19 protein-coding genes and 1 pseudogene are annotated in these 24,032 nt (G+C 72.5%); 8 read left to right on the top strand and 12 right to left on the bottom strand.

Annotated elements, in window-relative coordinates:
- Positions 1-296 precede the first annotated feature (296 nt).
- From AC07D6_RS30560 to AC07D6_RS30540, 5 genes and pseudogenes are all read right to left on the bottom strand, one after another.
- A pseudogene (locus tag AC07D6_RS30560) lies at positions 297-605 on the bottom strand (IS701 family transposase); the annotation flags it as partial.
- Positions 606-637: 32 nt separating this feature from the next.
- Entirely contained in the window at positions 638-1,972 is a 1,335-nt protein-coding gene (locus AC07D6_RS30555) for an enolase C-terminal domain-like protein (RefSeq protein WP_479049762.1), read from the bottom strand.
- Positions 1,973-2,018: 46 nt separating this feature from the next.
- The gene (locus tag AC07D6_RS30550; protein ID WP_479049760.1) at positions 2,019-2,261 is read right to left on the bottom strand and encodes a hypothetical protein; all 243 of its coding nucleotides are present in this window, start codon (positions 2,259-2,261) and stop codon (positions 2,019-2,021) included.
- A 26-nt stretch (positions 2,262-2,287) separates the two neighbouring features.
- Positions 2,288-2,506 carry a GntT/GntP/DsdX family permease gene (locus tag AC07D6_RS30545; protein ID WP_479049758.1) on the bottom strand — a complete coding sequence of 73 codons (219 nt, stop codon included), beginning with the start codon at positions 2,504-2,506 and terminating at the stop codon, positions 2,288-2,290.
- Positions 2,503-3,651, bottom strand: a complete 1,149-nt coding sequence (locus AC07D6_RS30540) for an SGNH/GDSL hydrolase family protein (protein ID WP_479049756.1) — start codon at positions 3,649-3,651, stop codon at positions 2,503-2,505. The genes AC07D6_RS30545 and AC07D6_RS30540 overlap by 4 nt, the downstream gene beginning before the upstream one ends.
- Before the next feature lie 1,058 nt (positions 3,652-4,709).
- On the opposite strand from AC07D6_RS30540, the gene AC07D6_RS30535 reads away from it, so the two are divergent.
- The 5 genes from AC07D6_RS30535 (at position 4,710) to AC07D6_RS30515 (ending at position 10,039) form a co-directional block, all read left to right on the top strand.
- On the top strand, positions 4,710-5,291 hold the full coding sequence (locus AC07D6_RS30535; RefSeq protein WP_479049754.1) for a phosphotransferase: 582 nt from the start codon (positions 4,710-4,712) through the stop codon (positions 5,289-5,291).
- Positions 5,292-5,366: 75 nt separating this feature from the next.
- Positions 5,367-5,492, top strand: coding sequence for a hypothetical protein (locus tag AC07D6_RS30530; RefSeq protein ID WP_479049752.1), 126 nt, complete (start codon positions 5,367-5,369; stop codon positions 5,490-5,492).
- Positions 5,493-5,756: 264 nt separating this feature from the next.
- On the top strand, positions 5,757-6,713 hold the full coding sequence (locus AC07D6_RS30525; RefSeq protein WP_479049750.1) for a nitrilase-related carbon-nitrogen hydrolase: 957 nt from the start codon (positions 5,757-5,759) through the stop codon (positions 6,711-6,713).
- A gap of 269 nt (positions 6,714-6,982) precedes the next feature.
- On the top strand, positions 6,983-7,459 hold the full coding sequence (locus AC07D6_RS30520) for a transposase (protein WP_479049776.1): 477 nt from the start codon (positions 6,983-6,985) through the stop codon (positions 7,457-7,459).
- A gap of 345 nt (positions 7,460-7,804) precedes the next feature.
- Positions 7,805-10,039 carry a glycosyl hydrolase family 18 protein gene (locus AC07D6_RS30515; RefSeq protein ID WP_479049774.1) on the top strand — a complete coding sequence of 745 codons (2,235 nt, stop codon included), beginning with the start codon at positions 7,805-7,807 and terminating at the stop codon, positions 10,037-10,039.
- A 132-nt stretch (positions 10,040-10,171) separates the two neighbouring features.
- Here the strand turns inward: AC07D6_RS30515 and AC07D6_RS30510 are convergent, their stop codons facing one another.
- The 5 genes from AC07D6_RS30510 to AC07D6_RS30490 form a co-directional block, all read right to left on the bottom strand.
- Positions 10,172-10,864, bottom strand: coding sequence for a nitroreductase family protein (locus tag AC07D6_RS30510; protein ID WP_479049748.1), 693 nt, complete (start codon positions 10,862-10,864; stop codon positions 10,172-10,174).
- A 300-nt stretch (positions 10,865-11,164) separates the two neighbouring features.
- Positions 11,165-11,638, bottom strand: coding sequence for an NUDIX hydrolase (locus AC07D6_RS30505; protein ID WP_479049746.1), 474 nt, complete (start codon positions 11,636-11,638; stop codon positions 11,165-11,167).
- Positions 11,639-12,596: 958 nt separating this feature from the next.
- A complete protein-coding gene (locus AC07D6_RS30500) occupies positions 12,597-14,837 on the bottom strand; it encodes a M4 family metallopeptidase (RefSeq protein WP_479049744.1) in 2,241 nt (746 codons plus the stop codon).
- A 304-nt stretch (positions 14,838-15,141) separates the two neighbouring features.
- The gene (locus AC07D6_RS30495) at positions 15,142-15,288 is read right to left on the bottom strand and encodes a hypothetical protein (protein WP_479049742.1); all 147 of its coding nucleotides are present in this window, start codon (positions 15,286-15,288) and stop codon (positions 15,142-15,144) included.
- An 882-nt stretch (positions 15,289-16,170) separates the two neighbouring features.
- Complete coding sequence (locus tag AC07D6_RS30490) at positions 16,171-16,659, bottom strand: hypothetical protein (protein WP_315876070.1); 489 nt, start codon at positions 16,657-16,659, stop codon at positions 16,171-16,173.
- A gap of 398 nt (positions 16,660-17,057) precedes the next feature.
- On the opposite strand from AC07D6_RS30490, the gene AC07D6_RS30485 reads away from it, so the two are divergent.
- From AC07D6_RS30485 to AC07D6_RS30475, 3 genes are all read left to right on the top strand, one after another.
- A complete protein-coding gene (locus tag AC07D6_RS30485; RefSeq protein ID WP_479049739.1) occupies positions 17,058-18,428 on the top strand; it encodes an amidohydrolase in 1,371 nt (456 codons plus the stop codon).
- 855 nt (positions 18,429-19,283) lie between these two features.
- On the top strand, positions 19,284-19,859 hold the full coding sequence (locus AC07D6_RS30480; RefSeq protein WP_479049737.1) for a tellurite resistance TerB family protein: 576 nt from the start codon (positions 19,284-19,286) through the stop codon (positions 19,857-19,859).
- Between the two features lie 381 nt (positions 19,860-20,240).
- The gene (locus AC07D6_RS30475) at positions 20,241-21,260 is read left to right on the top strand and encodes a winged helix-turn-helix domain-containing protein (RefSeq protein WP_479049735.1); all 1,020 of its coding nucleotides are present in this window, start codon (positions 20,241-20,243) and stop codon (positions 21,258-21,260) included.
- A gap of 467 nt (positions 21,261-21,727) precedes the next feature.
- On the opposite strand, the gene AC07D6_RS30470 is transcribed toward AC07D6_RS30475, so the two are convergent.
- The gene (locus tag AC07D6_RS30470; protein ID WP_479049733.1) at positions 21,728-22,636 is read right to left on the bottom strand and encodes a helix-turn-helix transcriptional regulator; all 909 of its coding nucleotides are present in this window, start codon (positions 22,634-22,636) and stop codon (positions 21,728-21,730) included.
- Between the two features lie 467 nt (positions 22,637-23,103).
- Positions 23,104-23,763 carry a DJ-1/PfpI family protein gene (locus AC07D6_RS30465; RefSeq protein WP_315876075.1) on the bottom strand — a complete coding sequence of 220 codons (660 nt, stop codon included), beginning with the start codon at positions 23,761-23,763 and terminating at the stop codon, positions 23,104-23,106.
- Positions 23,764-24,032 lie beyond the last annotated feature (269 nt).

Below are 24,032 nucleotides of genomic sequence, written 5' to 3'. Positions count from 1 at the left end.
GGGAGGTCGATGACGACGCAGAGCCGCACCACCGTGAGCGGCGCCCGCTCGATGAGCTCGTCCCGTCTCTTCGCACCCTCGGCCATGGCCGGCACCGTACTGAGTCGACGCCTGCCGTATCGGGCGCTTGTGAAAAATCCCCTAGAAGGGGTGAAAACATCCCACACGCGCTCTCGAAACGGCGTTCGCGCGGCTGCGGTCCTCCCTGGTTCGCCGTGGGCGGGTCAGGACCGGGAGCGGGTACGGTGCCTTCCCCTCCAACGGCGGTGCCCGCGACCGGCAGTGGCTGCCGCACCTGCAGCGCGTGATCGGAGGCGCTCGACGACAAAGGCACGCACGTCGTCCAGGACCTCGTCCGCGTCCCGGTCGATCCGGTTCAACAGCCGGTGGCTCCGGTCCGGACCCGCGCGCCCGGCCTCCTCCGCCAGTGTCCAGCCGTTCTTCCGCCCGGGTGGAACGATCGGCCCCCGCACATGCGCAAGCGCCGACTCGCGCGGCTCCGACCTGGCGACACGGTGCACGAACCGATGCAAAGCCTTCAGTTCACCCCTCCACGACCGGGCGCCAACCAGTTCCCCACCCGTGACCAGACCGACGACCCACATGACGGGCCGACACGCCGAAGACCGTTGCGGTACTACCGCACGAGGCAGGGCCGCTTCGGGTCGAACTTCCATCCGGGGATCAGGTACTGCATGCCGACGGCGTCGTCCCGTGCCCCCAGAGCCTTCGTGCGGTAGAGCTCGTGGGCGGCGAGGAGGCGGTCCATGTCGAGCTGGACACCGAGGCCGGGGGCGTCGGGGACGGCGATCTCTCCGCCGATGATGCGGGGCGGGGCGGTGGTGAGCCGCTCCAGGCCCTCCTGCCATATCCAGTGCGTGTCCAGGGCGTTGTACGCGCCGGGCGCCGCGGCTCCGCAGTGCGTGACCATGGCGAGCGAGATGTCGAAGTGGTTGTTGGAGTGGCAGCCCCAGGTCAGTCCCATCGCGTTGCACAGCTGTGCCACGCGCACGGAACCCTGCATGGTCCAGAAGTGCGGGTCGGCCAACGGGATGGAGACCGACTGCAGGGCGAGGGCATGGGTCAGCTGCCGCCAGTCGGTGGCGATCATGTTGGTCGCGGTGGGCAGGCCGGTGGCGCGGCGGAACTCGGCGAGGACCTCCCGCCCGGAGTAGTCGCCCTCGGCCCCGCAGGGGTCCTCGGCGTAGGCGAGCGTCCCGACCAGCGGTGCGCAGAGCTCGACGGCCTCGCGCAGCGACCAGGCGCCGTTCGGGTCGAGGGTGATCCGGGCCTCGGGGAAGCGGTCCTTCAGCGCGCGGACGGCCTTGACCTCCTCCGCTCCGTCCAGGACGCCGCCCTTCAGTTTGAAGTCGCGGAAACCGTACAGCTCGTAGGTGGCCTCGGCCTGGCGGACGATCGCCTCGGGAGTCAGGGCCTCCTCGTGCCGGATCCGGTACCAGGCGGTGTCCGCGTCGGGTTCGCGGACGTACTCGAGGTCGGTGTGGTCGGGGTTGCCGACGTAGAAGAGGTAGCCCAGCACCCGTACCGAGTCGCGCTGCTGACCGTCCCCGAGGAGCGCGGCGACCGGCACGTCGAGGTGCTGGCCCAAGAGGTCCAGCAGGGCCGACTCGACGGCGGTGACCGCGTGGACGGTGGTGCGCAGGTCGAAGGTCTGCGCGCCGCGTCCGCCGGAGTCGCGGTCGGCGAAACGGTCCGCGATCTGGCGCAGGACGCGCTTGTAGTCGCCGACCTTCGAACCGATCACCAGCGACTCGGCGTCCCGTAGGGTCTGCGTGATCTTCTCCCCGCCGGGCACCTCGCCGAGGCCCGTACGCCCTTCGGAGTCCGTCAGGACGACGACGTTGCGCGTGAAGTAGGGGCCGTGGGCGCCGGAGAGGTTCAGCTCCATGCAGTCGCGGCCCGCTACGGGGTAGACGGAGAACGCGGTGACGGTCGGCTGGCTCGTGCTCATGTTCTCTTCACATTCCTTGTGTACGGGGAGGGGACAGGGCAGATGGTCACGGTCCGAGGACGTCAAGGGTCCACTCGGCCACCGGGACGCCGCCCGGGCCGAGGGCCGACAGCACCGTCGTGCAGGTGGTACGGACCTTGATCGCTCGCATGACCGAGGGGTTGACGTGCTCCTCGAACGGCCGGAAGCCGGGTTCGTCGGCGTGCGGGAAGGCGGCGGATCCGCAGGAGACGGCGAGCACCGTCATCCCGGCACGGGCTCCGCCACCGGCGAGCAGGGGCGGCGCCACACCAGGGGCCGTGACCACCGCGGCGGTCACCGGACCCGGGCCCCACGGAAGACGGCCGCGACCAGCCCGGCGGGGACGAGGGTGGAGAGGGACCACGAGTCGGTGACGTCCTTGACGCGGTCGGAGGTGCCGGCCTCGACCAGGGCGTTCTCGAAGGCGCCGCCGACCCCGATCACCAGCAGGACCGTCGCCGCGGCCCTGACCGCCGGGGAGTAGGAGTCGTCGACCTCGGGCGGGCTCGTCACCAGTCCAGCGGCAGAGTGGCGAGGTACTGGTCGAGCAGCCCGGAGATGATCTGGTGGTCGCGGAGCGAGGGATGCCAGTCGCAGCCGAGCCGGTCCAGACCGGGATCGTCGTAGTACCAGTAGCCGACCCGGTCGTCCCCCCGCGCGTTGCGCTCTTCGACGATGCCCCGGGCGGTGTCGGCGAAGGCGGTGCCGGCCACCAGGGTGGCGCTGACCACCAGGAACGTCCTGCTTCCGTAGCGGGCCCGCAGCTTGTCGAGGAAGCCGTGGTAGGCGCTCGCGTAGGCGGTGATCAGCTCGCTCTGTGTGGCCCACGGCTCGCCCGGGTGGAGCGGGGTCGAGAAGTCGTTGATGCCGAGGCCGATGACGACGACCTGCGGCCGCCAACTGCGCGGCCTCTGCCAGACGTCGCCGTCGACGTTCAGCAGGGCCCGGTCGTAGTAGGTGCGGTAGTCGGTGCCGGGGTCGCCGCCGTTGTAGTTGCGGACCATGCCGCGGCCGGAGAACGCGTTCTGCTGGTAGTCGGCGCCGAGCTTCCGGGCGGTGAGGGCGCCGAAGGCGAGGTCCGCGTTGCTGTTCCGGTTGACTCCTCCGTTGGCCGAGCAGTCGCGCGTGCCCGAGGCGTTGCCGTACCCGGCGGTGAAGGAGTCACCGATGAACTCGATCTGCCTGCTCCGCGCCGCGGGGGCGGCGAGGACCTTCCCTCCCCGGGCGGCGACGAACCCGCCGAAGCGGCCGGCGGCCCACGGGCTCTCCGTGCGCTTGACGAGCCGCACGGTGTGCTCGGTGTCGGCGAGGCCCTTGACCCAGAACGTGGTGCGCCCGGGAGTCACCACCGTGCTGACGGTCGTCGCGTCGATCTGGACGTCGTAGTCGTTGGCGGAGTCGTCGAGCACGATGCCGACACCGGTGCCGCGGAACCGGCCTTCGAAGGCGATGCCGGGCCAGGTGTACTGCACCGAGCCGTCGGCTGCCCTCTTGACCCGGCCCACCGTCCGGAACCCGGCGAAGGCGGTGGACGGCCGGGAGCGGTGGGCGACGGACGCCTGGGAGGGAGCGGCCGCGGCGACGGCGACGCCCGTGGTGACGCTCGCGGCGGCAGCCGTGAGCAGTGCCCGCCGAGAGAGGTGGGGAGCGGTGCGCATGGGCGGTCCTTCCGGTGTCGGCAGATTTGTGCGTGCGGTGGCGCGGGAGCGCTCCCATCATGGCCGTGCCGGCGCGGCGTGGGGAGTGGTCGGTGGCGGTGGGTACGAAAAACGCTGGTGTGGTGGCCGAGGAGAGGGTGTCTCCGGGGACCGGGCGGGATGCCGTCCGCCGGTGATCCCGCCTCCGGGTCGGCTGCGGCACGGGTGACTCCGAAGCCGCGGTGGTCCACTGTCGGCGTCGCCGTGGCCCGTCGTCTGTTCGCCACTGACGCCTGGTGCGGCCAGAGGTGGTGCGGCCAGAGGCTCTCCCGCCGGGGAGACGACTTGTCACCCCCCTCGCAGTCCAGGTGCGTACGTGGCCAGGCCCGCATCCCGCCGCCCGGGGCCCGCGTCAGCGTCGTGTCCCACGTCAGCGTCGTGTCGGGTAGGGCGCGGGTAGGAGATCTCTCCCCCGGCCCGGCACCGGGCTCCGCCCACAGGGCCGGACGTCCCGGTGGCGGGCGTCGGCGTGGCACCGACGCAGGTGGGCGTACAGGGGCCGGGGCGGCACCGTGTGCTGGGGGTGGGAGTCCGGCGACGGCGAACCGCCGCAGCGGTCAGGGCGACCAGTCAGACGCCTTCCGCCGACAGGCGTCCGGCCAGCAGCCGTACGGTGTCTCGACCGCCCGGTCCCACCACTCCCCGCCTCGCCGCCCTCGGTGCCGACGGTGGGCGGGCGGGTGCGCCTCCACCACCTTGAAGCCACAGGTCAAAGAGCTGGTGTGACCGGTTCTCGGGGGGCTCACGCAGGTCGGGGACGACTGCCTGCGCGGTGGATCATCTGGCGGAGTTGCCTCGGAGGCGGATGAAGCGTCAGGACAAGTCCATGGCGGTTCGGGCCGACGATCGGGCAGGGTGGACGGATGCCTGAGTCGTCCTTGCCCGGAGGTTTCGTCAATGCGGTCGTTCGTGTCGGGGACACGGTGCGCCGTCCAGCCCCGGCTCGCACGAGGTTCGTAGGCGATCTGCTGAGGTTGCTTGAAGCACGTGGCTGGAGTGGTGCCCCGCGGTATCTCGGTGTGGACGACGAGGGCCGTGAAGTCCTCAGCTACCTTGAAGGGCATGTGGCGTGGGAGCCGCGACAACCTGCTGCTGTCTCATCCGACGAGAGTCTGGCGACGGTCGCCCGGCTCGTACGTGAGTTCCACGACCTGACGGCCGGCACCCCGCTGGCCGGTGACCAAGAGGTCGTATGCCATAACGATCTGTCGCCCAAGAACACGGTCTATCGGCTGTGCGGGGAGGAGCTTCGGCCGGCGGCATTCATCGACTGGGACCTTGCCGCGCCGGGCGCGCGGATCCATGACGTCGCTCATGTCTGCTGGCAGTACCTCGATCTGGGCCCTTCGGTCACCGACGTCGAGGAGGCGGCCCGGCGCATGAGGCTGATCGTCGACAGCTACGAGTTGTCGGACCGGCGCTGTCTCGTGTCCACGATCCTGTGGTGGCAGGACCGGTGCTGGCGGGGCATCGAGTCCCAGGCCGATGCGGGTGACGCCGCCATGGTCCGGCTTCGTGACGCTGGGGCGGTGAGGCAGGTTCGGACGGCCTGTCAGTGGGTTTCCGATCACCGGGATGCGCTGGAACGCTCAGTGCGGTGAGCGCGTGAGCAACGGTCGCGGCCGATCCGCTGGTTCCTTCCCGTGGCGGTCGGACGGCCTTCTACGATCCTGCGCATGCTGGATCCCGAACTGCTGGAACGGATCACCGCGCGGATCATGCGGACGCGGGGTACGGCCCGGCGTGGTACGGGCGGCGGTCACCAGCAGACGCGGCAGGCTTGCCGCTTCGTACTCGGGTGACCGCACTGGTCGTGCCCGATCGGCCTTGCCCGGCACGGTCACCCGCCGCGCCCGCACCGGGCTCTCGCCCCCGCCAGGCCCTCGATCCCCGGTCCGCGTCCGGGTGCAGGGCCGCCGCCACCTTCGTGGCACCGCTCTCGTGCGCCGGCGCGGCGGGGACCACCAGAGGTTTCAAGCCAGCCTTGCGGAATTCGGCTTCGCCAATGTCGACCCGTGCGAGGATCGGCTTGCTCGGCACGCGGCGGGGTTTCTAGCGTCGACGGCATGACCACACTCACTGCGGCCGTCGTCCAGGCCGCCGCTCCCCTCTTCGACACGCCCGCCGCGCTCCGCCGGGCGGAGGAACTCATCCGGGAGGCCGTCGAGCGGCACGGCGCCGATGTCGTCGTCCTTCCCGAGGCGTTCCTCGGCGGCTACCCCAAAGGGCTGGACTTCGACATCACCGTCGGCAGGCGCACCCCGGCCGGCCGTGAGCTGTTCCGCCGCTACCACGCCTCCGCCATCGACGTACCCGGTCCCGAGGTCGACGCCCTGGCCGCGCTGACCCGGGAACTCGGCTGCCACGCCGTCGTCGGCGCCGTCGAACGCCAGGGCGGCACCCTGTACTGCGTCGCGCTGTTCTTCGGCCCCGACGGGTACCTCGGCCTGCATCGCAAGCTCATGCCCACGGCCGCCGAACGCTACCTGTGGGGGCAGGGCGACGGCTCCACGATGCCCGTGATCGACACCGGCACGACCCGTCTCGGTGCGGGCATCTGCTGGGAGAACTACATGCCGCTGTTCCGCACCGCCATGTACGCCAAGGGCGTTGAGCTGTGGTGCGCTCCTACCGTGGACGACCGTGACGTCTGGCAGGCCACGATGCGCCACGTCGCCCTGGAGGGGCGCTGCTTCGTGCTCAGCGCCAGTCAGTACCTGCGGCGCGACGCCCTGCCCGCCGAAGTCCGACCCGTCCAAGGCGACGAACCCGACACCGTACTCATCGGTGGCGGCTCGCTCATCGTGTCCCCGCTCGGTGAAGTCCTGGCCGGCCCGCTGCGCGGCAGCGAGGGCATCCTGGCCGCCGAACTCGACCTCGACGACCTGCCCCGGGCCCGCTTCGACTTCGACCCGACCGGCCACTACGCCCGTCCCGACGTCTTCACCCTCCACGTCGACCAGACGGCCCGCGCCACCGTCACCGTCACCGGTCCCGACAACCCGCCCCAGGGCGGACGATGAGGAACCGCCGAACGCATCCGGCCAAACCGTCGACGTCGTGGAGAACGATGCTCGTCGGGACCGCAAGCCGTTCGGTGTGACTCCCGATCACGGGGGATGCGCCGATGACCAGTAGTACGTGACCGAGGCCGAGATCATCGAGGTGGCCGAGCCTCAGTCGGCGGGCGCAGTGGACGACCGGCTGGTCGACGAGCCGCTCTCCCGGGCCCGGGCCAAGGGCCCGCGGCCGACCGGGGAGGGCGGGCCGACTCCAGCAGCCGACGAAGCGGCTGCCGGAGTCGGTCCCGGAGGGCGAGGTCACCGACCGTCTTGGCTGCGACGGGCACGACCCGGCCGGGAAGAACGGCGGCGACTCCCGCAACGGCACGCGTGTGGAGACCGCCCTGGACGATGTCGGTCCGGTGGGGACGCCCCTCCCCCGCGCCCGCGACGGCTCCTTCGAGCCGAGGAGCGCCAAGGAGCGGCCCAAGCGTCCGACCGGGGTGAGCGAGGTGGTCGTCTCGCCGTCCGCAAAGGGCCTGACCGCCGGAGAGGTCCAGGCTCACCTCGCTGAGGTCCACGGCGTCGACGTCTCGCGCCGGACGATCCCCACGATCTCCGACGGGTGTGGAGGCCCACGGTCCGATCCGCGCAGTGGCCGGTGCTCGGTCGACGCCGCCGGGATGGGCCCGGCCCGTGCGGTCGTCGACCTGCGCCACCACGGGGCGGACGAGCAGGGGGGTGAACGCGGGGCGGTCGGGCGGTGAGGGGCCTGGGGGCCGGAGGGCCGAACGGTCACGCCGGGCCGGGTCTTCCCGGGCCGCCCCGACCTGTTGACGCATTGGTCCAGACCTTTTACCTTGTGGACACCTGCCGAAGACGGCATCGGGCCCTACCCCGGCCCGTTCAGCGCACCGGCCTGCCTTCGCCCGGGCACAGCATGCGCACGCGCACGGTTCACCTCACCCCTGTACCACCCCACCACGACAGGGAGAGCCATGTTCCACAGGCGCAGACCACTTCACGGAAGAAGACCGCTCTCCGAGGCGAGGGCACCCCGCCCCTCCGGCGCCGGACGGCTCCGGCGGCGGATCACCGCCCTGGTGGCCGTGATGCTCCTGCCGCTCGCGGCCCTCACGACCCTCGCGGCACCCGCCCAGGCCGCCGGAACCCTGACGGCGACCTTCACCACCCAGGACAACGGCTCCTGGTGGAAGGGAACGTACGTCATCCGCAACAGCGGTACGGCCGCGGTCAACGGCTGGACCCTGGAGTTCGACCTGCCGGCCGGGATGTCCCTGACCGGGAACTACCACGGCGACGTCACCGTCTCCGGCCGCCACGTGACCGTCAAGAACGCCTTCTACAACGGGAACGTCCCGGCCGGCGGCAGCACCGAGCCGTACAGCTACTGGTTCACCGCGACCGGGACGGCCGAAACCCCGACCGGCTGCACGGTCAACGGCGACAAGTGCGACGGCACCCCCGACGTCCCCCCGACCGCCCCCGGCGCGCCGGAGGCGACCGCGGTCACCGCGCACTCGGTCGCACTGCGCTGGGCCGCAGCGCAACCGGGCGACCACGCCGTGGCCGCGTACGAGGTGCTGAGCGGCCCGGACACCGTCGCCACCACGAGCGGCACCTCGGCGACGGTCACCGGCCTGTCCCCGGCCACGCGCTACACCTTCACCGTCCGGGCCAAGGACAGGCGGGGGAACACCGGTCCGGCCGGCGCCCCGCTGACCGTCGAGACGGTGGACCCGTCGACCGACCCCACCCCGCCGACCGCCCCGGGCAACCTCCGCTCCACCGGCAAGACCGCCTCCAGCGTGACCCTGGCCTGGAACGGGTCCACCGACAACGTGGGCGTGGCCGCCTACGACGTCCACCGGGGCGGCACGCTGGTGAAGTCCGTCGGCGCGGACACCACGACGGCCACGGTGGACGGGCTCTCCCCGGCCACCGCCTACACCTTCACCGTCAAGGCCCGGGACACCGCCGACAACCCGTCGGCCGCCTCCAACGCCGTGAACGTCACCACCGACGACGTGGCCGGCCCGGGCAAGCAGCTCAAGGTGGGGTACTTTGTGCAGTGGGGCATCTACGGACGCCAGTACTTCGTGAAGAACCTCGACACCTCCGGCGCCGCGGCCCAGCTCGACGTCGTCAACTACGCCTTCGAGAACCTCGACCCGAAGAACCTCACCTGCCAGGCCGGCGTGACCAAGAGCACCTCCGGCAATCCGCAGGACCCCGACGAGGGCACCGGCGCGGGCGACGCGGACGCCGACTACGCGCGCCCCATGTCCGCCGCCCAGTCGGTCGACGGTGTCGCCGACGACGGCTGGGGCAAACTGCGCGGCAACTTCAACCAGTTGAAGAAGCTCAAGGCCAAGTACCCGAAGCTGAAGGTCCTCGTGTCGCTCGGCGGCTGGACGTACTCGAAGTTCTTCTCGGACGCCGCCGCCACGCAGGCCTCCCGGGAGAAACTCGTCAAGTCCTGCATCGACGTATGGATCAAGGGCAACCTGCCGGTCTACAACGGCGCGGGCGGGCCGGGCACCGCGGCGGGCGTCTTCGACGGCATCGACATCGACTGGGAGTGGCCGGGCTCGGAAGGCCACCCGGGCAACCACTACGGCTCCCAGGACAAGGACAACCTGACCGCCCTGCTCGCCGAGTTCCGCAAGCAGCTCGACGCGCTCGGCGGCGAGCACAGGCTGCTCACCGCGTTCACCCCGGCCGACCCGGCGAAGATCGAGGCCGGCTGGGACCTGAGCCGGATCTTCGACTCCCTCGACTACGCCAACGTGCAGGGGTACGACTTCCACGGCGCGGGCAGCGACAACTCCTGGGAACCGGGACGCACCGGTCACGCGTCCAACCTCCGCGCCGACGCGCAGGACCCCTACCCCTTCCACTTCAGCATCGAGAACGCGATCCAGACGTACCTCGACGCCGGGGTCAACCCGCGCAAGTTGACGGTGGGCTTCCCCTTCTACGGACGCGGCTGGCAGGGCGTCGCCGACGGCGGCGCCAACGGCGAGTGGCAGGACGCGAACGGCGCGGCCCCCGGCCAGTTCAGCACCGAGGCCGGCACCCGCGGCTACAACAACCTGATCACCAGCTTCCCGTCCATGACCGTCCACCACGACGAGGAGTCGGTGTCGACGTTCGGCTACACCGGCCCGGGGGGCCAGTGGTGGTCCTTCGACGACACCTGGTCGATCGGGAAGAAGACGGACTGGATCAAGTCCAAAGGGCTGCTGGGCGGCTTCGTCTGGGAGATGTCCGGCGACACCCCGAACGGCCGGTTGATGACCGCGCTGGACAGCGGACTGAAGTAGCGCGGAACGGCCCGGAGAGCCCCGGGCCACACGGTGCCCCCGGGCGGACGTCCCGCCGTCCGCCCGGGGGCACCGCCCCGACGGGTACCGCCCCGACGGGCGACCCGGCGGGTGCCGCCGCCGGCGGCGTGGTCACAGCCGCACCATCACCTGCTCCAGGGGCTTGCGGTGGATGTCGGGGACCCGTGCGTCCTGGGCCGGGTAGCCGACCGGGATGACGTAGGCGGCCCGTTCCTCCGCCGGACGGTCGCAGACCTCGTTCAGGAAACGCATCGGACTCGGGGTGTGGGTGAGCGTCGCCAGACCCGCCTGGTGGAGCGAGGCCAGCAGCAGGCCGACGGCGATGCCGACCGATTCCTTGGTGTAGTAGGGACGCGGCGTGTCGGGCCCCTTGTGGACCTCGAAGACCACGATCACCGCGGGCGCGACCTCCAGGAACGGCTTGCTCCAGTCGGTGCCCAGCGGCGCCAGGGCCTCCAGCCACTCGGCGGAGGCCCGGCGGTCGTAGAACTCCCGCTCCTCCGCCTCGGCCGCCTCGCGCAGGTGCCGCTTGCGCTCCGGGTCGGTGAGGACGACGAAGCGCCACGGCTGGACGTTCGCCCCGCTGGGCGCGGTGGCGGCGGTACGGATCGCCCACTCCACCACGCCCTCGGGCAGGGGGCGGTCGCAGAATTCACGCACGGTACGCCGACGGGCCATCACCTCGTGGAAGGCGCGGGCCCGTTCCTCGGCCTCCCCGGCCGGTACGGCCATCGGCCGGTGCGGAACGGTGGGGTAAGCGGGGCCGGTGGCCGGCGTTCCGTTCAGCTCATTGGTCTGGTCCATAGGGGCAGCACAGCACGCCGGGCGGGCCGCGGTAAAGATCAGAACCGGCTAGCTGTGGGCGTGCACCGGCAGTGCGTGGGGGTGTACCCGATCCGGCGTTCCGCGTGATGGCAGCCCCCTCGGCCGGTGTTCTCGTCCGATCATGCGGGCGCCGTGTTCTTCGATGACGATGGCACCCTCGTCCCGGGTACGAGTTCGTCGGTCTTCCCGGCCGGCTTCCCCGACCATCAGGACGGGGTGGCCAAGGCCCCGGCGAACGGAACCGCCTGCGGGACGGGCCGTTCCCAGGGCGACGGCGCCTCAGTGCTGGATCAGACCACCGACCGGGACGGCGGCGACGTGGCCGGTCGCCGGAAGCGTCCGGGCCAGGGCGAGGCCGATGTCGACCAGCGACGACCGGCGCAGGCGAGCGACATCGGGAAGCGGGGTCCAGACCGACTCGGCGATGTCGCCGTTCGGCTCCGGCCGCAGTGAGCCGCCGGTGAGACGAACCCGGTAGAAGACACCGACATTCTGGTGCTCCGGTCCGCCGGGGACGGCACGTTCGGCCGCGGGGATCACCCGGGAGTCCACGCCCAACAGGCGTTCGACCACCGCGTCGCAGCCGGTCTCCTCCGCGACCTCCCGGATCACCGCGTCAAACGGATCCTCCGCGTGCTCGACCCCGCCACCCGGGAGGGTCCAGGTGCTCTCGCCCACCGGCGACACGTGACGGGCGAGCAGTACCCGCCCGCCCTCGATGCACACGGCGTACGCCGCCAACCGGAAACTCATTCCCCCGCACCTCCCATCGGACCCTATCCCGACGCCCGGGACGCGTGCAGCGCCATGGCGCAGGATGGAGCCGGATCGACTCCTCGCGCCCGGAGCCACTTCCGTTCCCCGCGGCGGAGCCCGGAGAAGTGCTTACGGACGGACCGGGCACGCCGATCACCGCCCGGCCGGGCGGTCGCCGGAGCACCCAGCGGGAACGGCACGGGCGGGTCGGCGCCCGGGGTGCCCCGAACTGGGCGGACGGCCTCGGCGCCGGTCGACTCCGAGGGCGTCGGCCCACCGCCAAGGGCGCTGACGACACGGCCGGCGGACCGGCGGCCGACCGGGCGTACCGGACGGCGGAGCGGTTCGCGCTGTCCCGGAAGGGGAGCGCCGGGCGCGATCCGTCGGACGGCGGCCGGGACATCGGGCACCGAACCGGCCGGGGAAGCGGGCCGTGTCCATGCGGCATCCGACGACGTGCTCAGCGGGCACGTGCGTGAGTGGCACGGCGAGGAGGGGCGGGGCGTCCTGGTGACCCCGGCCCTGTCGGACGACGTGTGGGCGCACCACGCGGCCGTCGAGGCCGGGGGGCTCCGCGCGCCGGCCGCGGGAGGAGCGGTCGCCTTCGCGGTGGAGCGGGCCGGACAGGACCGTCGGACCTGGAGATCACGTACGACTCCTGACGGGCCCGGGCGGCGAGGTCCGCACGGCCCTCGCCGCCGAACCCCGCCGGCTGCGCCGCTGGAACGGGCGGCCGGAGGAGTGACGCTCCTGCCGGTCGCCCACCGCTTCGGTCTTGTGCCCGCGTCCGCCTCGACGGCCGGCGCGGGCCTCCGGCGGCGGGACGGGAGCGCAGCGGGCGTCCGGGAGGGAACCGCCGCCGAGCACGGGCCGCCCCGGGTCCGCGGACAGGGCGGTGCCCGGTCGTTCGGGGACGACCGGGCCCGGTGGCGTCATGCCCGGGTGGGCAGGAGCGTCAGAAGGTCAGGCTCCAGCCGTCGAGGTAACCGGGGTCGACGGTGAAGATGCCGGGGGTGTTGTCGGTGACGCGCAGCTTCCACGTGCCGTTGGCGGGCACGGCCGACGCGTCGACGGTGAACGTGTGGTGGAGCTCCCTGCCCTCGTCCCAGACGAAGTCCTTCACCAGGATCACCGTGCCGTCCTCGGCCACGAGGTTGATCACCTGTCCGCCGATGAAGTCGTGGACGAGGTCGACGGTCACCTTGAGGTCGCCCGGCGCGTTGCCGGTCCGGCCGGTGACGACGATGGGGGACTCGACGGTGACCCAGTTGGGGATGTCGACCCGGGCCGGGTTGGTGAAGAAGTTCCCGCCCGAGGCCAGCACGGACCAGGCGAAGGTCACGTCGCGGGACTCCGAGGCGGAGTTCGTGACGGTGACGACCGTGGTGAAGTCGCCCGCCGTCGTCGGGGTGCCGCTGATGACTCCGGTGGCGGTGTCGATGCCCAGCCCGGCGGGCAGGCCGGTCGCGGCGTAGCGGAGGGCGCCGGGGCGGGTCGAGACCGCGTCGATCCGCAACTCGGTCGGCTGGCCCACCGCGGACTCCTGGGCGGGCGGGACGACGGCCGCGATGTTGTTGACGTACGAGGGGCCGACGTTGACCGCGGCCCAGGCGTTGCCGACGGCCGTGTACGCGCCGTTGTCCATGCCGAAGAGGTCGTTGGCGGCCCGGAGGGTGGCGACGCGGGCGCCCGCGTAGTCGGTGCGGCTGGTCATGTAGACCGTGAGGGCCCGGTACCAGATGGCGGCGGCGTTCTCGATGCCGATGCCGGCGACCGGGTTGCCGTCGTGGGTGGGGCTGTCGTACGCGATGCCGTTGATGGTCTTCCGGCCGCTGCCTTCGGCCAGCAGGTAGAAGAAGTGGTTGCCCACGCCGGAGCTGAAGTGGGGGTCGAGCTTCCTGGTCTCGGGGGTCCAGTAGTCCTGGGAGGTGCCCTTGGCGGAGGCGTCCTTGGAGGGCTGGTCCATGTACCGGATCGGCCGGCCGGTGCCGCGCAGGTCGATCAGCTCGGCCATGGTGTAGTCGGGCGTGTCCAGCGGGTTGTCGGCGTAGAACTCCACGGCGGCGGCCATGATGTCGCTGGTCGCCTCGTTGAGGCCGCCCGACTCGCCCGAGTAGTGCAGGTTGGCGGTGGCGTAGGTGACGCCGTGGCTCATCTCGTGGGCCGCGATGTCCATGGAGGTCACGGGCCGGGCGTCGCCGAGGCCGTCGCCGTAGGTCATGCAGAAGCAGAGGTCGTCCCAGAAGGCGTTGGCGTATCCGCTGCCGTAGTGCACCCGGGAGCGAGCACCGACCCCGTCGTTGGCGATGCCGTTGCGGCCGAAGCGGTGCTGGTAGAAGTCCCACGTCTTCTGCGCGCCGTACGCGGCGTCCACGGCGGCCGTCTGCTCGTGGGCGGCGGTGCCGTCGCCCCAGTGGTCGTCGGCGTCGGTGAGCAGTGTCTGCGTGTTGTCCGGGGCGAACGAGTAGGTCCGGTGGTTGCCCCGCGCCGGGTCGGTCAGCTCGTACGCGGTGCCGTTGTGGACCGAGCCGATCCGCACGGGGCCGCTGTACTGGCTCTGGCCCTCGCCCGCGTGGATCTGCTCCGAACTGTGCAGCCGCTCACCGGTGGTGGCGTCGGTCACCACCTGGAGGCGGCTCGGGGTGCCGTCCTCCTGGACGCCGGTGACGAAGGTCTCCCACGCCAGTACGGGTTCACCGGATCCCGCCCAGACGACCTGGCGGGGCGCCCGGGAGACGGCCCTCTTGGCGACGCCCTCCTCCTCGCCCGCCGCCAGCGCCTCCTTCCTGGCGGCGCTGGTCGCGACGGCGGGCTCGACCGTGTCCACGGTGATCCGCGCCGGGGTGGCCTTGGTGACGGTCCGGGAGGCACGGCCCTCGTGGACGACCAGGTCGCCGCCGAGCACGGGGAGCCCGGCGTAGGTGCGCTCGTAGCGGGTGTGGACGGTGCCGTCCGCGTCCTTGACGACGTCCTTCGGTACGAGCTTCTCCCGGTCGCCGAGCTTCAGGTGGCGGGCGGTGGCGGTGCTCTGGTCGGAGGCCGCCTCGAGCAGCTTCTTCCGTTGCGGGGCGGAGAGTTCGACGTTCCCGGCCCCGGACCGGGGAGCGACCTCGATCTGCCGAGGCGCCCGGTCCGTGCCCGCGGCGAAGGCGGACGGACCCGCCGTCGTCGTGACGGGCAGGAGGAGCGCGCCCACCGCGAGGACCGCGGTCAGCGCAGCGCGCCTCCGCGGAGCGGAACCGCCCTGGAGGGGACGAGACCCGGTTGTCGATATGTGTCTGGAAAATAACGCTCTGTCAGCCACTTCTGCAGCTCTCCTTGTGTCCGGCCGTACGCGCGACGGCCGGTGACGCGGGTGCCGGAGTGGACCGGCACGACCGTCTCCGGGCGGAGGTGCGGGCCGCTCGGAGCAGGTCGATGCTTTCAAGAAGTGAAGGAGATGGGCAGGGGCGGCCGGGTCGTTGTCCGAAACTCATTGAGGGTTCAACCCGTCCCTCAACTCATGCAAACAGAAAGGCACTTGAGGTGACACTTTCCCACAACACCCTTTTGGCCAGCCCTTTTTGTACGTGCCACATGGACATTTCGAGCCACTGGAGGCCGTCGGGCGGCACACCCAGCCCCTGAACGACGAGGATCACCTTCACGCCAACGGTGAATCCCCCGGCGCCCGCTGTACGTCTGCTCGTAACAGAGTGAAGAACAAGGGCTCTTGTCCACCCCTGGAATCCAACTGCTTGAACACCAAGTCCAGTAAGAGCAGGAAAAGTAGGGTTATTTCGCGTGAGTCGTGAGCGGAGGTGTGCGTCGGGCGCCTCAAGGGTGCTCTTCGCACGAGCGGAGGCGGGCCGGCCGAGGCCGGGACGAGCTCGCGCTGAAGAAGGCCGCCGAGACCTCCCGACGCGGCGAGGACACCCCCGTACCGGCACCCCCTGCCACCGCCCCACCGCACCGCCGCCCCGTGCTACGACCCGGTCCTGCCGGGCCGCCCGCTCGACGCGGGCGCGGCGCACGACGGCGGCCTCAGTGACCGCGGCCTGGCGGCGGTGCCGTGCGCGGGCCTGCCCGCCCGGCCATCGGCTCCTGGAGCACCGTGGCGAACGGGTTCGGGTCGTGGGCGTCACGCCGGGCCGGGGCCGGCACCGGACGGGTGCGCCCGGGAAACGCCGCGCTTCTGGCGGCACGGGCGGCGTGCGGCACGGCCCGCGCCGGGTTGGGGCCGGCTGGACCCACCGTTCCCGCGAGCGGCCGAGGGCGCGGGGGCGGGGGCGGCCCGGTGGTGCTGCCCCAGAGCGCTGGACACCGGTCCTTGCCCGCGCGCTCCTCTACCGGCACGGGCCGGCCCCGGCCTCGACCGCGCTCTCCCCACCTCGCCGCTTCGGGGGTGGGACGGCGGGCAGACCGGGCACGGGCCTGTCGTGGCCGACGCCGGGCACGACAGGCCACAACCGAAGACCAGGCAGCCGCCGCCCAGGAGCGAGCGCGGCTGCGGACCGGGAGCGGCGGGTCAGTGGGGCAATGGGTCAGTGTTATTCGAACTGGGCGCGTCGCTGCCGCTCGGCTGCGTGTGCGCTCCAGTCGGCCGGTGGATACGTCGCCTGTGGAGCCGCGAGGGCCACGTCGACGGCGATCGCGATCTCCTCGTCGAAGAAGCCGAGGTCCCGAACCATTTCCATCGCCCGTACGGTGGCGTCGCCGAGCGGTCGTGCCATGCGGTCCGCACCGGACGGGAAGGCCACCGGTTTCATCTGCGCCATTTCCAGCGCGTGATCGGCTCGGCGATCCAACCCGAGGACGGAGTAGCCGGCGGCCAGAGCGAGCCATTTGAGCGTCTGGGACATGGCGTTGGACAGGCTCGCGATGCCGTGCAGCGTCTGCGTGGGGCTGCCGGCAGTGATGTCCGTGTACGGTGTCGGCCCGTACTGCTCTTCCAGGCGTTTGCGGTCCGCCTCCAGCAGGGAGTGTGCCTCCTCCAGCACACGGCCGATACGCGCCAGCTCGGTCAGGTCGTGGGGCATCTCGTTCGTTTCCTTCCGTCAACTGGCCCGACCCTACGAGTGAACACGGTGCGCGCGGGGACTGTCACGCATAGTCGGCTCGATGTGGTGACGGACAGCCGGATCGTGGATGCGCCGGGCCTTCGCGGGAGGCTCCGTTCCGTCCGATGCCGGTCCCGCCCGCGGCCGGGCTGAGGTGCCGGTGCCGGCCGGACTTTCGGACGTACGCGTCGGAGTTGCCGCCGTCCAGGAGAGCGGGAACCAGGAGCGGCGCGCGCTCTTCGACCACTGCCCCGGCACCGGCCTGTCGGCCCCTTCCTCGGTGCGCATGGCCGTACCGTGTCGCGGTGGTCGTACCGTGTCGTCGCAAGCGGTGTCGAATCCCCGTCGTGCCGTACGACGGCCCGTAGGTTGGTTCCATGAGCGATGTCGGAACCCCGGGCGGTTCTCCCGCCGACCTCGTCGTCACCGGGTGTGCGGTCCTGGTGCACGACGGCGCGGAACGGATCGGATTCCGCGAGGACGCCGCGATCGTCGTCCGCGACCGGGTGATCGACGCGGTCACCACGGCAGCCGCCGCGCGGGACGTGCCGGCCGTGACGCGGATCGAGGCGCACGGGCAGGTCGCGCTGCCCGGCCTGATCAACTGCCATACGCACGCGCCGATGGTGGCCCTGCGGGGGCTCGCCGAGGATCTGCCGACGGCGGAGTGGTTCAACGACGTCGTCTGGCCCGTCGAGACCAACCTCACCGAGCGGGACGTGGCGCTGGGTGCGCGGCTCGCCTGCGCCGAGATGATCCGGGGCGGGGTGACCTGCTTCGCCGACCACTACTTCCACATGGACGCGGTCGCCGACGTCGTCGCCGAGTGCGGGCTGCGCGCCCACCTCGGTCAGGTCTACTTCTCCGATCAGGGGCCCCGGGGCCGGGAGGCGTCCCTGGAGTTCGCGCTCCGCCGGCGCGGCGCCGCCGACGGCCGCATCACCACCGCGCTCGCCCCGCACGCCCCCTACACCGTCACCGACGCCGACCTCGCGGACACCGCCGACCTCGCCCGCGCGCACGGCCTACCCGTCCACATCCACGCCGCCGAGAACCGCGACCAGACCGAGACCAGCCTGGCCCGGCACGGCCGCACCCCCATCGAGGTCCTGGACCGCACCGGCCTGCTCGGCACCGACCTGCTCATCGCCCACGGCACCGGCATCCTGGAGCGGGACCTGCCGCTGCTGGAACGCACGGGTGGCCGTACGGCGGTGGCCACCGCGCCCCGCGGCTACCTGAAGTTCGCCTGGCCGACGACCACACCGGTACGGGCCCTGCGCGCGGTCGGCGTCCCCGTCGGCCTCGCCACCGACGGCGCCGCCTCCAACAACTCCCTCGACGTGTGGGAGGCCATGGCGTTGACGTCCCTGGTCCAGAAGTCCGCCGAGGGCGATCCGCGCTGGCTGACCGCCCGCCAGGCCCTGCACCACGCCACCACGCAGAGCGCCCGCGCGGTCGGCCTCGGGGACCGGGTCGGGGCCCTCGCGCCCGGCCGGCGCGCCGACCTCGTTCTCGTCGACCTCACCGCCCCGCACACCCAGCCGGTCCACGACCTCGCCGCCACCCTGGTGCACAGCGCCCGTGCGGCCGACGTCCGCACGACGATCGTCGACGGCCGCGTCCTGATGCGGGACCGCGTCCTGCTCACCCTCGACGTGCGAGCCGTCGTACGGGAACTGACGGAGCGGCTGCCCGGACTGACCGCGCGCGACCACGGACGGCGCATCCAGGAGTACGACACCTGACCCGGCCGCCCACCGGGGCCCGGACGCCGTCGGGGCCCGCCGGGACCGACGGGAGACGTTCTCTCGGTCAGGGCGCGAAAAGCCCGACTCACGCGGACGGGGCCGGCGCACCGGGCCTTTTCCACCTTCAGTCCGGGCCGGCGTGATGCAGGCACAGGGCGGCCTGGACGAGGCTCGCGATGCGGGTGGGCGAGCATCGGAGCGTGTGAAGGAGCTGCCGGGACCCGAGGGTGGCGACGGCCTGTCCGACGAGGGCCCGGCTCGCGACGTGGGAGCGCTTGACCGCCTGTCGGCCTGTGGGCAGGGCCTCCCGTCGGCCCCGGCAGGGGGCACCGGCGGTGTCGTCGGCTCCGCGTTGTCCCGTGTCAGCGCAGCACCGGACGCCGGCTCCGGCGAGAACACCGATGATGCCGTTCTCGCGGCCACCCGGACGTCGTGGACGGCTCCGGTCGGCCGTACCGGGTTCTCGGGTGCCCCGCTTCGGCCGCTCGAACCGGGGTGGTTCGTCCTCGTGCAGCACGACCTGCACTCCCCCGGCGCGCCGGCCCGGGGAGGACGAGGAAGCCAGCGGGCTTCCCGAGCCCGCGGCGAGCCCGGTGGTTCGGCGGCCACACCGAAAACGAATGCCTCGCCCACACCGGACGACACCACGGGCGTGGGGCGGCGAGGAGTCCCGTTGATGTGCGCCGCGGTCCGCCCGCACGGCCGTTTCGCCTCCCCTGGTCAGCCATCTTTACGGAATCTTTGCCGTTGGGGAACTCGGCGGCTTCCGGGGGCGTTCCCCCAGTGGGCCGCGACGAAGCGCGTCCGAGCATCACGACCGGACAGACAGCAACAGAAGCCGAGGTGGCACCAGTGGCGATGTGGGACCGGATCAAGGACCAGGCCAAGAACCTCCAGCAGTCCCAGAGCGCTCGGGGAGCGGGCGGGCACGGGCTTCCCGGCCAGGGCCAGCACGGTGGCCACGGCTCCGGGCAGGCCCCCGGTGGTTCCAAGGCCCAGCTGGTCGGACTGTTCAAGTCCCAGCTCGCCTCGGTCAAGACCGAACTCAAGAGCGGTGCCTACCGGGACGCCAGCATGGCGATGTGCGCGTTGGTGGCCGCGGCCGACGGACATGTGGAGCCGGCGGAACGGCAGCGTGTGGAAGAGTTGATCCTCTCCAACGAGGTCCTGCAGAACTTCCCGGCGGACCAGCTCCGCCAGCGGTTCAACCAGCATGTGGACAGGCTCGTCGCCGACTTCGGACCGGGCAGGGCAGAGGTGCTGCAGGAGATCGCCAAGGCCGCCAAGAAACCGGCGGAAGCCCGCGCGGTCATCCAGACCGGCATCGTCGTCGCCGGTGCTGACGGGTACTTCGAGCCGTCCGAGCAGCAGGCCGTCCGCGAAGCATGCGCCGCCCTGGGTATCCCGCCCGCGGAGTTCGGCATCTGAGCGCCCCCTTCCGCAGCCGCCCCTCCAGGGTCGGACGACCGCGGCCGTGCCGCCTCCGGCCGGGGCCGACGGTCCCGGCGTGGCCCGTGAGGTCGTCGAGCGGTTCCGTCAAGTGGGGTGCCGGGGTTGGCCCGTACGCAGTTGTGCCCATACCGGCCGCGGATCGCCGCTGGTCATAGTCGCAGCAGGTCAAGTGGTGCCGGGACCTGCACCGACCGCGCGGCGGGCGGACGCTTCCCGGGCCGTCCGGACCGGGGAGCGGTTCGCGACGAAGGGAGGGACCCGCATGCTCGCGCGCGGGGGGAAGGGCGGGCGGGCGCACGGCGCCCGGCGACGACGCCGTGTGCGCGGCGTCGCCCCGCGGCAGGACGGTGGGGCAGCGTGGTGACGTACACGCGCCTGGCGCTCGGGCCGCTGGACGAGGTTCGCGTCTCCGTGCTCCCGCAGCCGGGGGCGACGCTCATGTCCGTGGTCGCCGACGCCTTCGGCGGCCCCGCGCAGGGCGTGCACCCCGCGTGGCGGCGCAAGGTGCGGGAGGCGGTGCCGGGCGACGCGTCAGCGGTGCTGCAGCCGCTGACCGCACGGGACGCCCTGCGGATCCCGCACTGCCTGTCCGCCGCCGCCCCGTTGTGGGAGACCGACCCGGCGGTGCAGTTGGAGCGCCTGGCGGAGCTGTCACCGGACGTGCTGCTGCACGAACTGGAGACGTGGCGGGAGGACGGTCCGGACGGGGACGGGGTGCGGACCGGTGTTCCGCCGCGGTGGCGGGCGGTGGCCGCGCGCCCGCGGCCGTTCCTCACGGCGTACGCGTCCCTCCTCCGCGCGGTGTGGCAGGTGCTCGCGCCGGTGTGGGACAAGGCCCGGCCGGTGATGGATCGCGAGACGCAGCGCGTGGGCGTCGCGGCGGTGAGCGGGGCGCTGGAGACCGTGCTGAGCGGGTTGAGCCCGCGGGTCGGCTACCGCCCGGAAACCCTGCGGGTGCCCGATCCGCATCCGCGGTGGTGCGGGCTCGACGGCCGACGTCTCGTCCTGGTACCCGTCGTGTCCGGCCACGGCGCGTCGCTGTTCAGCCTCGACCTGCCCGACATGGTGTGGCTCGGCTACCCGGTCGCCGAACTGTCCTCCCTGTGGGAGGGGGGCCTCAGGCCCGAGTCGGCGGACGCCTTGACGTTCGTCCTCGGCGACCTGCGCGCGCGGATCCTGCGCGCGCTGACGATCACCCGCACCATGGGAGAGCTGGCGCGGACGGTGGCCTGCCCCCTGGCGACCGCGACGTACCACTGCGGGCAGTTGGAAGCCGCCGCCCTCCTCACCCGCGAGCGGCGCAAACAGCACGTCTGGGTCAGTCGGACGGCTCGCGGTGACGCTCTCGTGGACCTGCTGTCGCACGCGGACCCGTGAAAGGACGGCGCGTGTCGCGCCGAGGCGGTGGCACGCGTACAGGACCGCGCGGAGGGTCCCGGCTCCCGACCGCAGGATCGGCGTACCGTCCCGGCCGACACACCGGGCGCGCCGAGCAGGTGTCCGGCGGTGACGCACGTGCGGGCCGGCGCCCGGTGGCACGCCCGGGCAACGCCGTGGTCCGCGACGGGCACGTGACGGTGCACCGGCGTCCGTACGACGGCGTGGTGGTGCGCCCCGTCACCGAAGCCGCCGGTCGGGAACGCCACGGCGATCACCCCGACCGCGGGAAGAGGCCCTCCCGCCCCGTCGCCGGGCCCCGTCCGCCCCGCAGCGGAGCCGCACGCTCCACCGGCCCGGGGCCGGGCCCGGTTCTCGAAGCGGCGGTGCCGGCCGGTCCGGCGTCTCGGCCACCGGCGAAGCGACGGGATACGGCCGGGCCACGGTGCGGTCGAGGGGGTACGGCCTCACCCCCGGCCGTCGCGCGGCACCCCCACGACTGGACCGCCGCACCGTACCGGCCCGGCCCCGGCGGGCGCGGCGCCGCCCGCGCACCCGGGGCCCGGGCACCGGCACCGGCCGACCGGCAGCAGCCCCAGTTCCTGGGCCCGCAGCACGGCACTGAGCCGGTCGGAGGCGTTCAGCTTCCGGTACACGTTCTGCGCGTGCTTGTGGACCGTGCGCGGGGAGCTGCCGAGACGGCGTGCGAGGGCGGTGGCCGTCAACCCCTGGGCCAGCAGGGCCAGCACGGTCCGCTCACGGGCGGTGAGCTCCGGTACGGGCACCCCTGGTCGCTCCACCACCGCCGACGCCGGGGGCGGGGGCGGGGAGGTGGTGAGCGTATGCGCGTGGACCATCGCCGCGGCCAGGAGGGGCTGGAGCCGGGCGGCCAGTTCGCGCTCCCGGTCGGTGAAGTCCCGTCCGGCCCGGTGGACGAGGAAGCCCAGCACGTGTCCGTCGAGCTGCCGCAGCGGGACGGCGAGGACGTGTTCCGTGTCGAGGGAGCCGCGTAGCACGCTCGCCGTCTCGCTGTCGCGCCAGGCCCTCCCGCCGGCGATCTGCGCGGCCGTCATCGGGGTACGGTCGCGCCCCGCGCCGTAGTGGCCCGCGAAGGGGAACCCGGCCCGCACCTGACGGGACGTCACCGGGTCCAGGGCGGTGGGCCCCCGGTCCCGGCGCCACACGCGCACCTCACCGGCATCCGGCGTCCACCCGCCGCCCTTCATGACGAGCGCCGTCCCGTCCCACAGGTCCAGCATCGTGTCCGCGACGGCCCTCCACACCTCCTGTCCGCTCGGCGCTTCGAGGACCCGCACCGCCAGGTCCACCACCTGTTCGTACCGGCGATCACGTACGAGCGCCGTCGCGTTGTCCATGCACGCTTCGCCCCCTTCCGTCTCCGTGCCCACACCCGCCTCACGGGGGCCGGCAGTCCACTCCTTTCCCATCGCGGGGCGGCAGGCAACGCGGCGGGCGGCTCCGCCTTCGCCGCGCACCGCGACCGGCGCCCGCGTGGGCCGGTTCACGACGGTCCGGCCGGTCGCCGGAGCGACGTGGCGCTGGTCGACGGCGTGGCACGGTGGAGGAGGGGGTCGATCCCGGCCGCCGTACAGACGAAAAAGGGCCGGTACCGCACCATCGGCACCACGCCGCGTGCGCGCGAAGCCTCCAAGCGCCCCCGTCCGCGCGGGGAAGGGCCCCTCGGCCCCGGTGCGCTCCCACCGCGGGAGGGCGCACTCCCCGTCCGCGCGGGACGGTCCCACTCGGCGGCTGGGCTCGCGCAGGGTGCGACTCCGCTCCTCGCCCCCGGCCGACGAAGCCGCCGGCGCTGCCGCCGGGCCGGTCAGGTCCCGTGCGGTGAGGCTGTGCCCGGTGGGCCGGCTTGGGCGGGGTGGTGGGCCGTCCACGCGTATTCCATCTGGATGGCGGTGCGGCGGGCGAGGTGGTCGCTGACGAGTCGGCTCACGATGTGCAGGCTGGCGTCGATGCCCGCGCTGATCCCGGCCGAGGTGACGATGTCGCCGTCGTCGAGCCAGCGGACGTCGGTGCGCAGTCGGACGTCCGGCCAGCGGCGGGCCAGTTCTTCCTGGTCCTCCCAGTGGGTGGTGGCCGGGCGGCCGTCCAGGGCTCCGGTGGAGGCCAGCAGGAAGACCCCCGTGCAGATGGTGAAGGTCAGCACGGAGGTCCGCCGACGCCGGGCCAGCCAGGCGATGACGTCTGCGTCCGCTTCGACCGCCGTGGTGACGCCGCCGGGGATCACCAGGACGTCGAAGGGCGGATCCTCGTCGAGGGTGTGGTCCGCGAGGACCCTCAGTCCTCCCCGGCAGCGGACCGGGCGGTTGGTCGGCGCGATCGTCAGGACTCTCAGCAAGGGCTCGTCGGCGGTGCCGGCCAGCCGACCGGCGGTGCTGAAGACCTCGAAGGGGCCTCCCATGTCGAGGACTTCCACCTCATCGAAGACGAGCATCCCGAAGGTCAGCGGAGCGGTGGTGTCTACGTGCATACGGCAAGAACCCAGCTTCGCGGACGGAGGGAGGGGAGCTCGTCGGAACGGGCGGTCGAGTGCCGCGGGAGATCCACGGCGGCACCACACCGCACAATAACCACATCTACGACAAGCTGCGGCGCGCCCGCCCCCTTCGAGGGGGTCACACCACACCTTCGGCCGATCTGCCGCATCAAGAGGGTGTCCTGTTGCGCGTCCCCGCGCTCTCACCGCCGGCTCCCTGCCGCCGTGCGGCGTGGGGCCGGTCACGCCGTCCGCTCCGAGCG

Source organism: Streptomyces sp. NPDC045287 (genome assembly GCF_056432325.1).
Note: the sequence above shows the minus strand (reverse complement) of the source record. Positions and strands in the feature narration are given on the sequence as shown.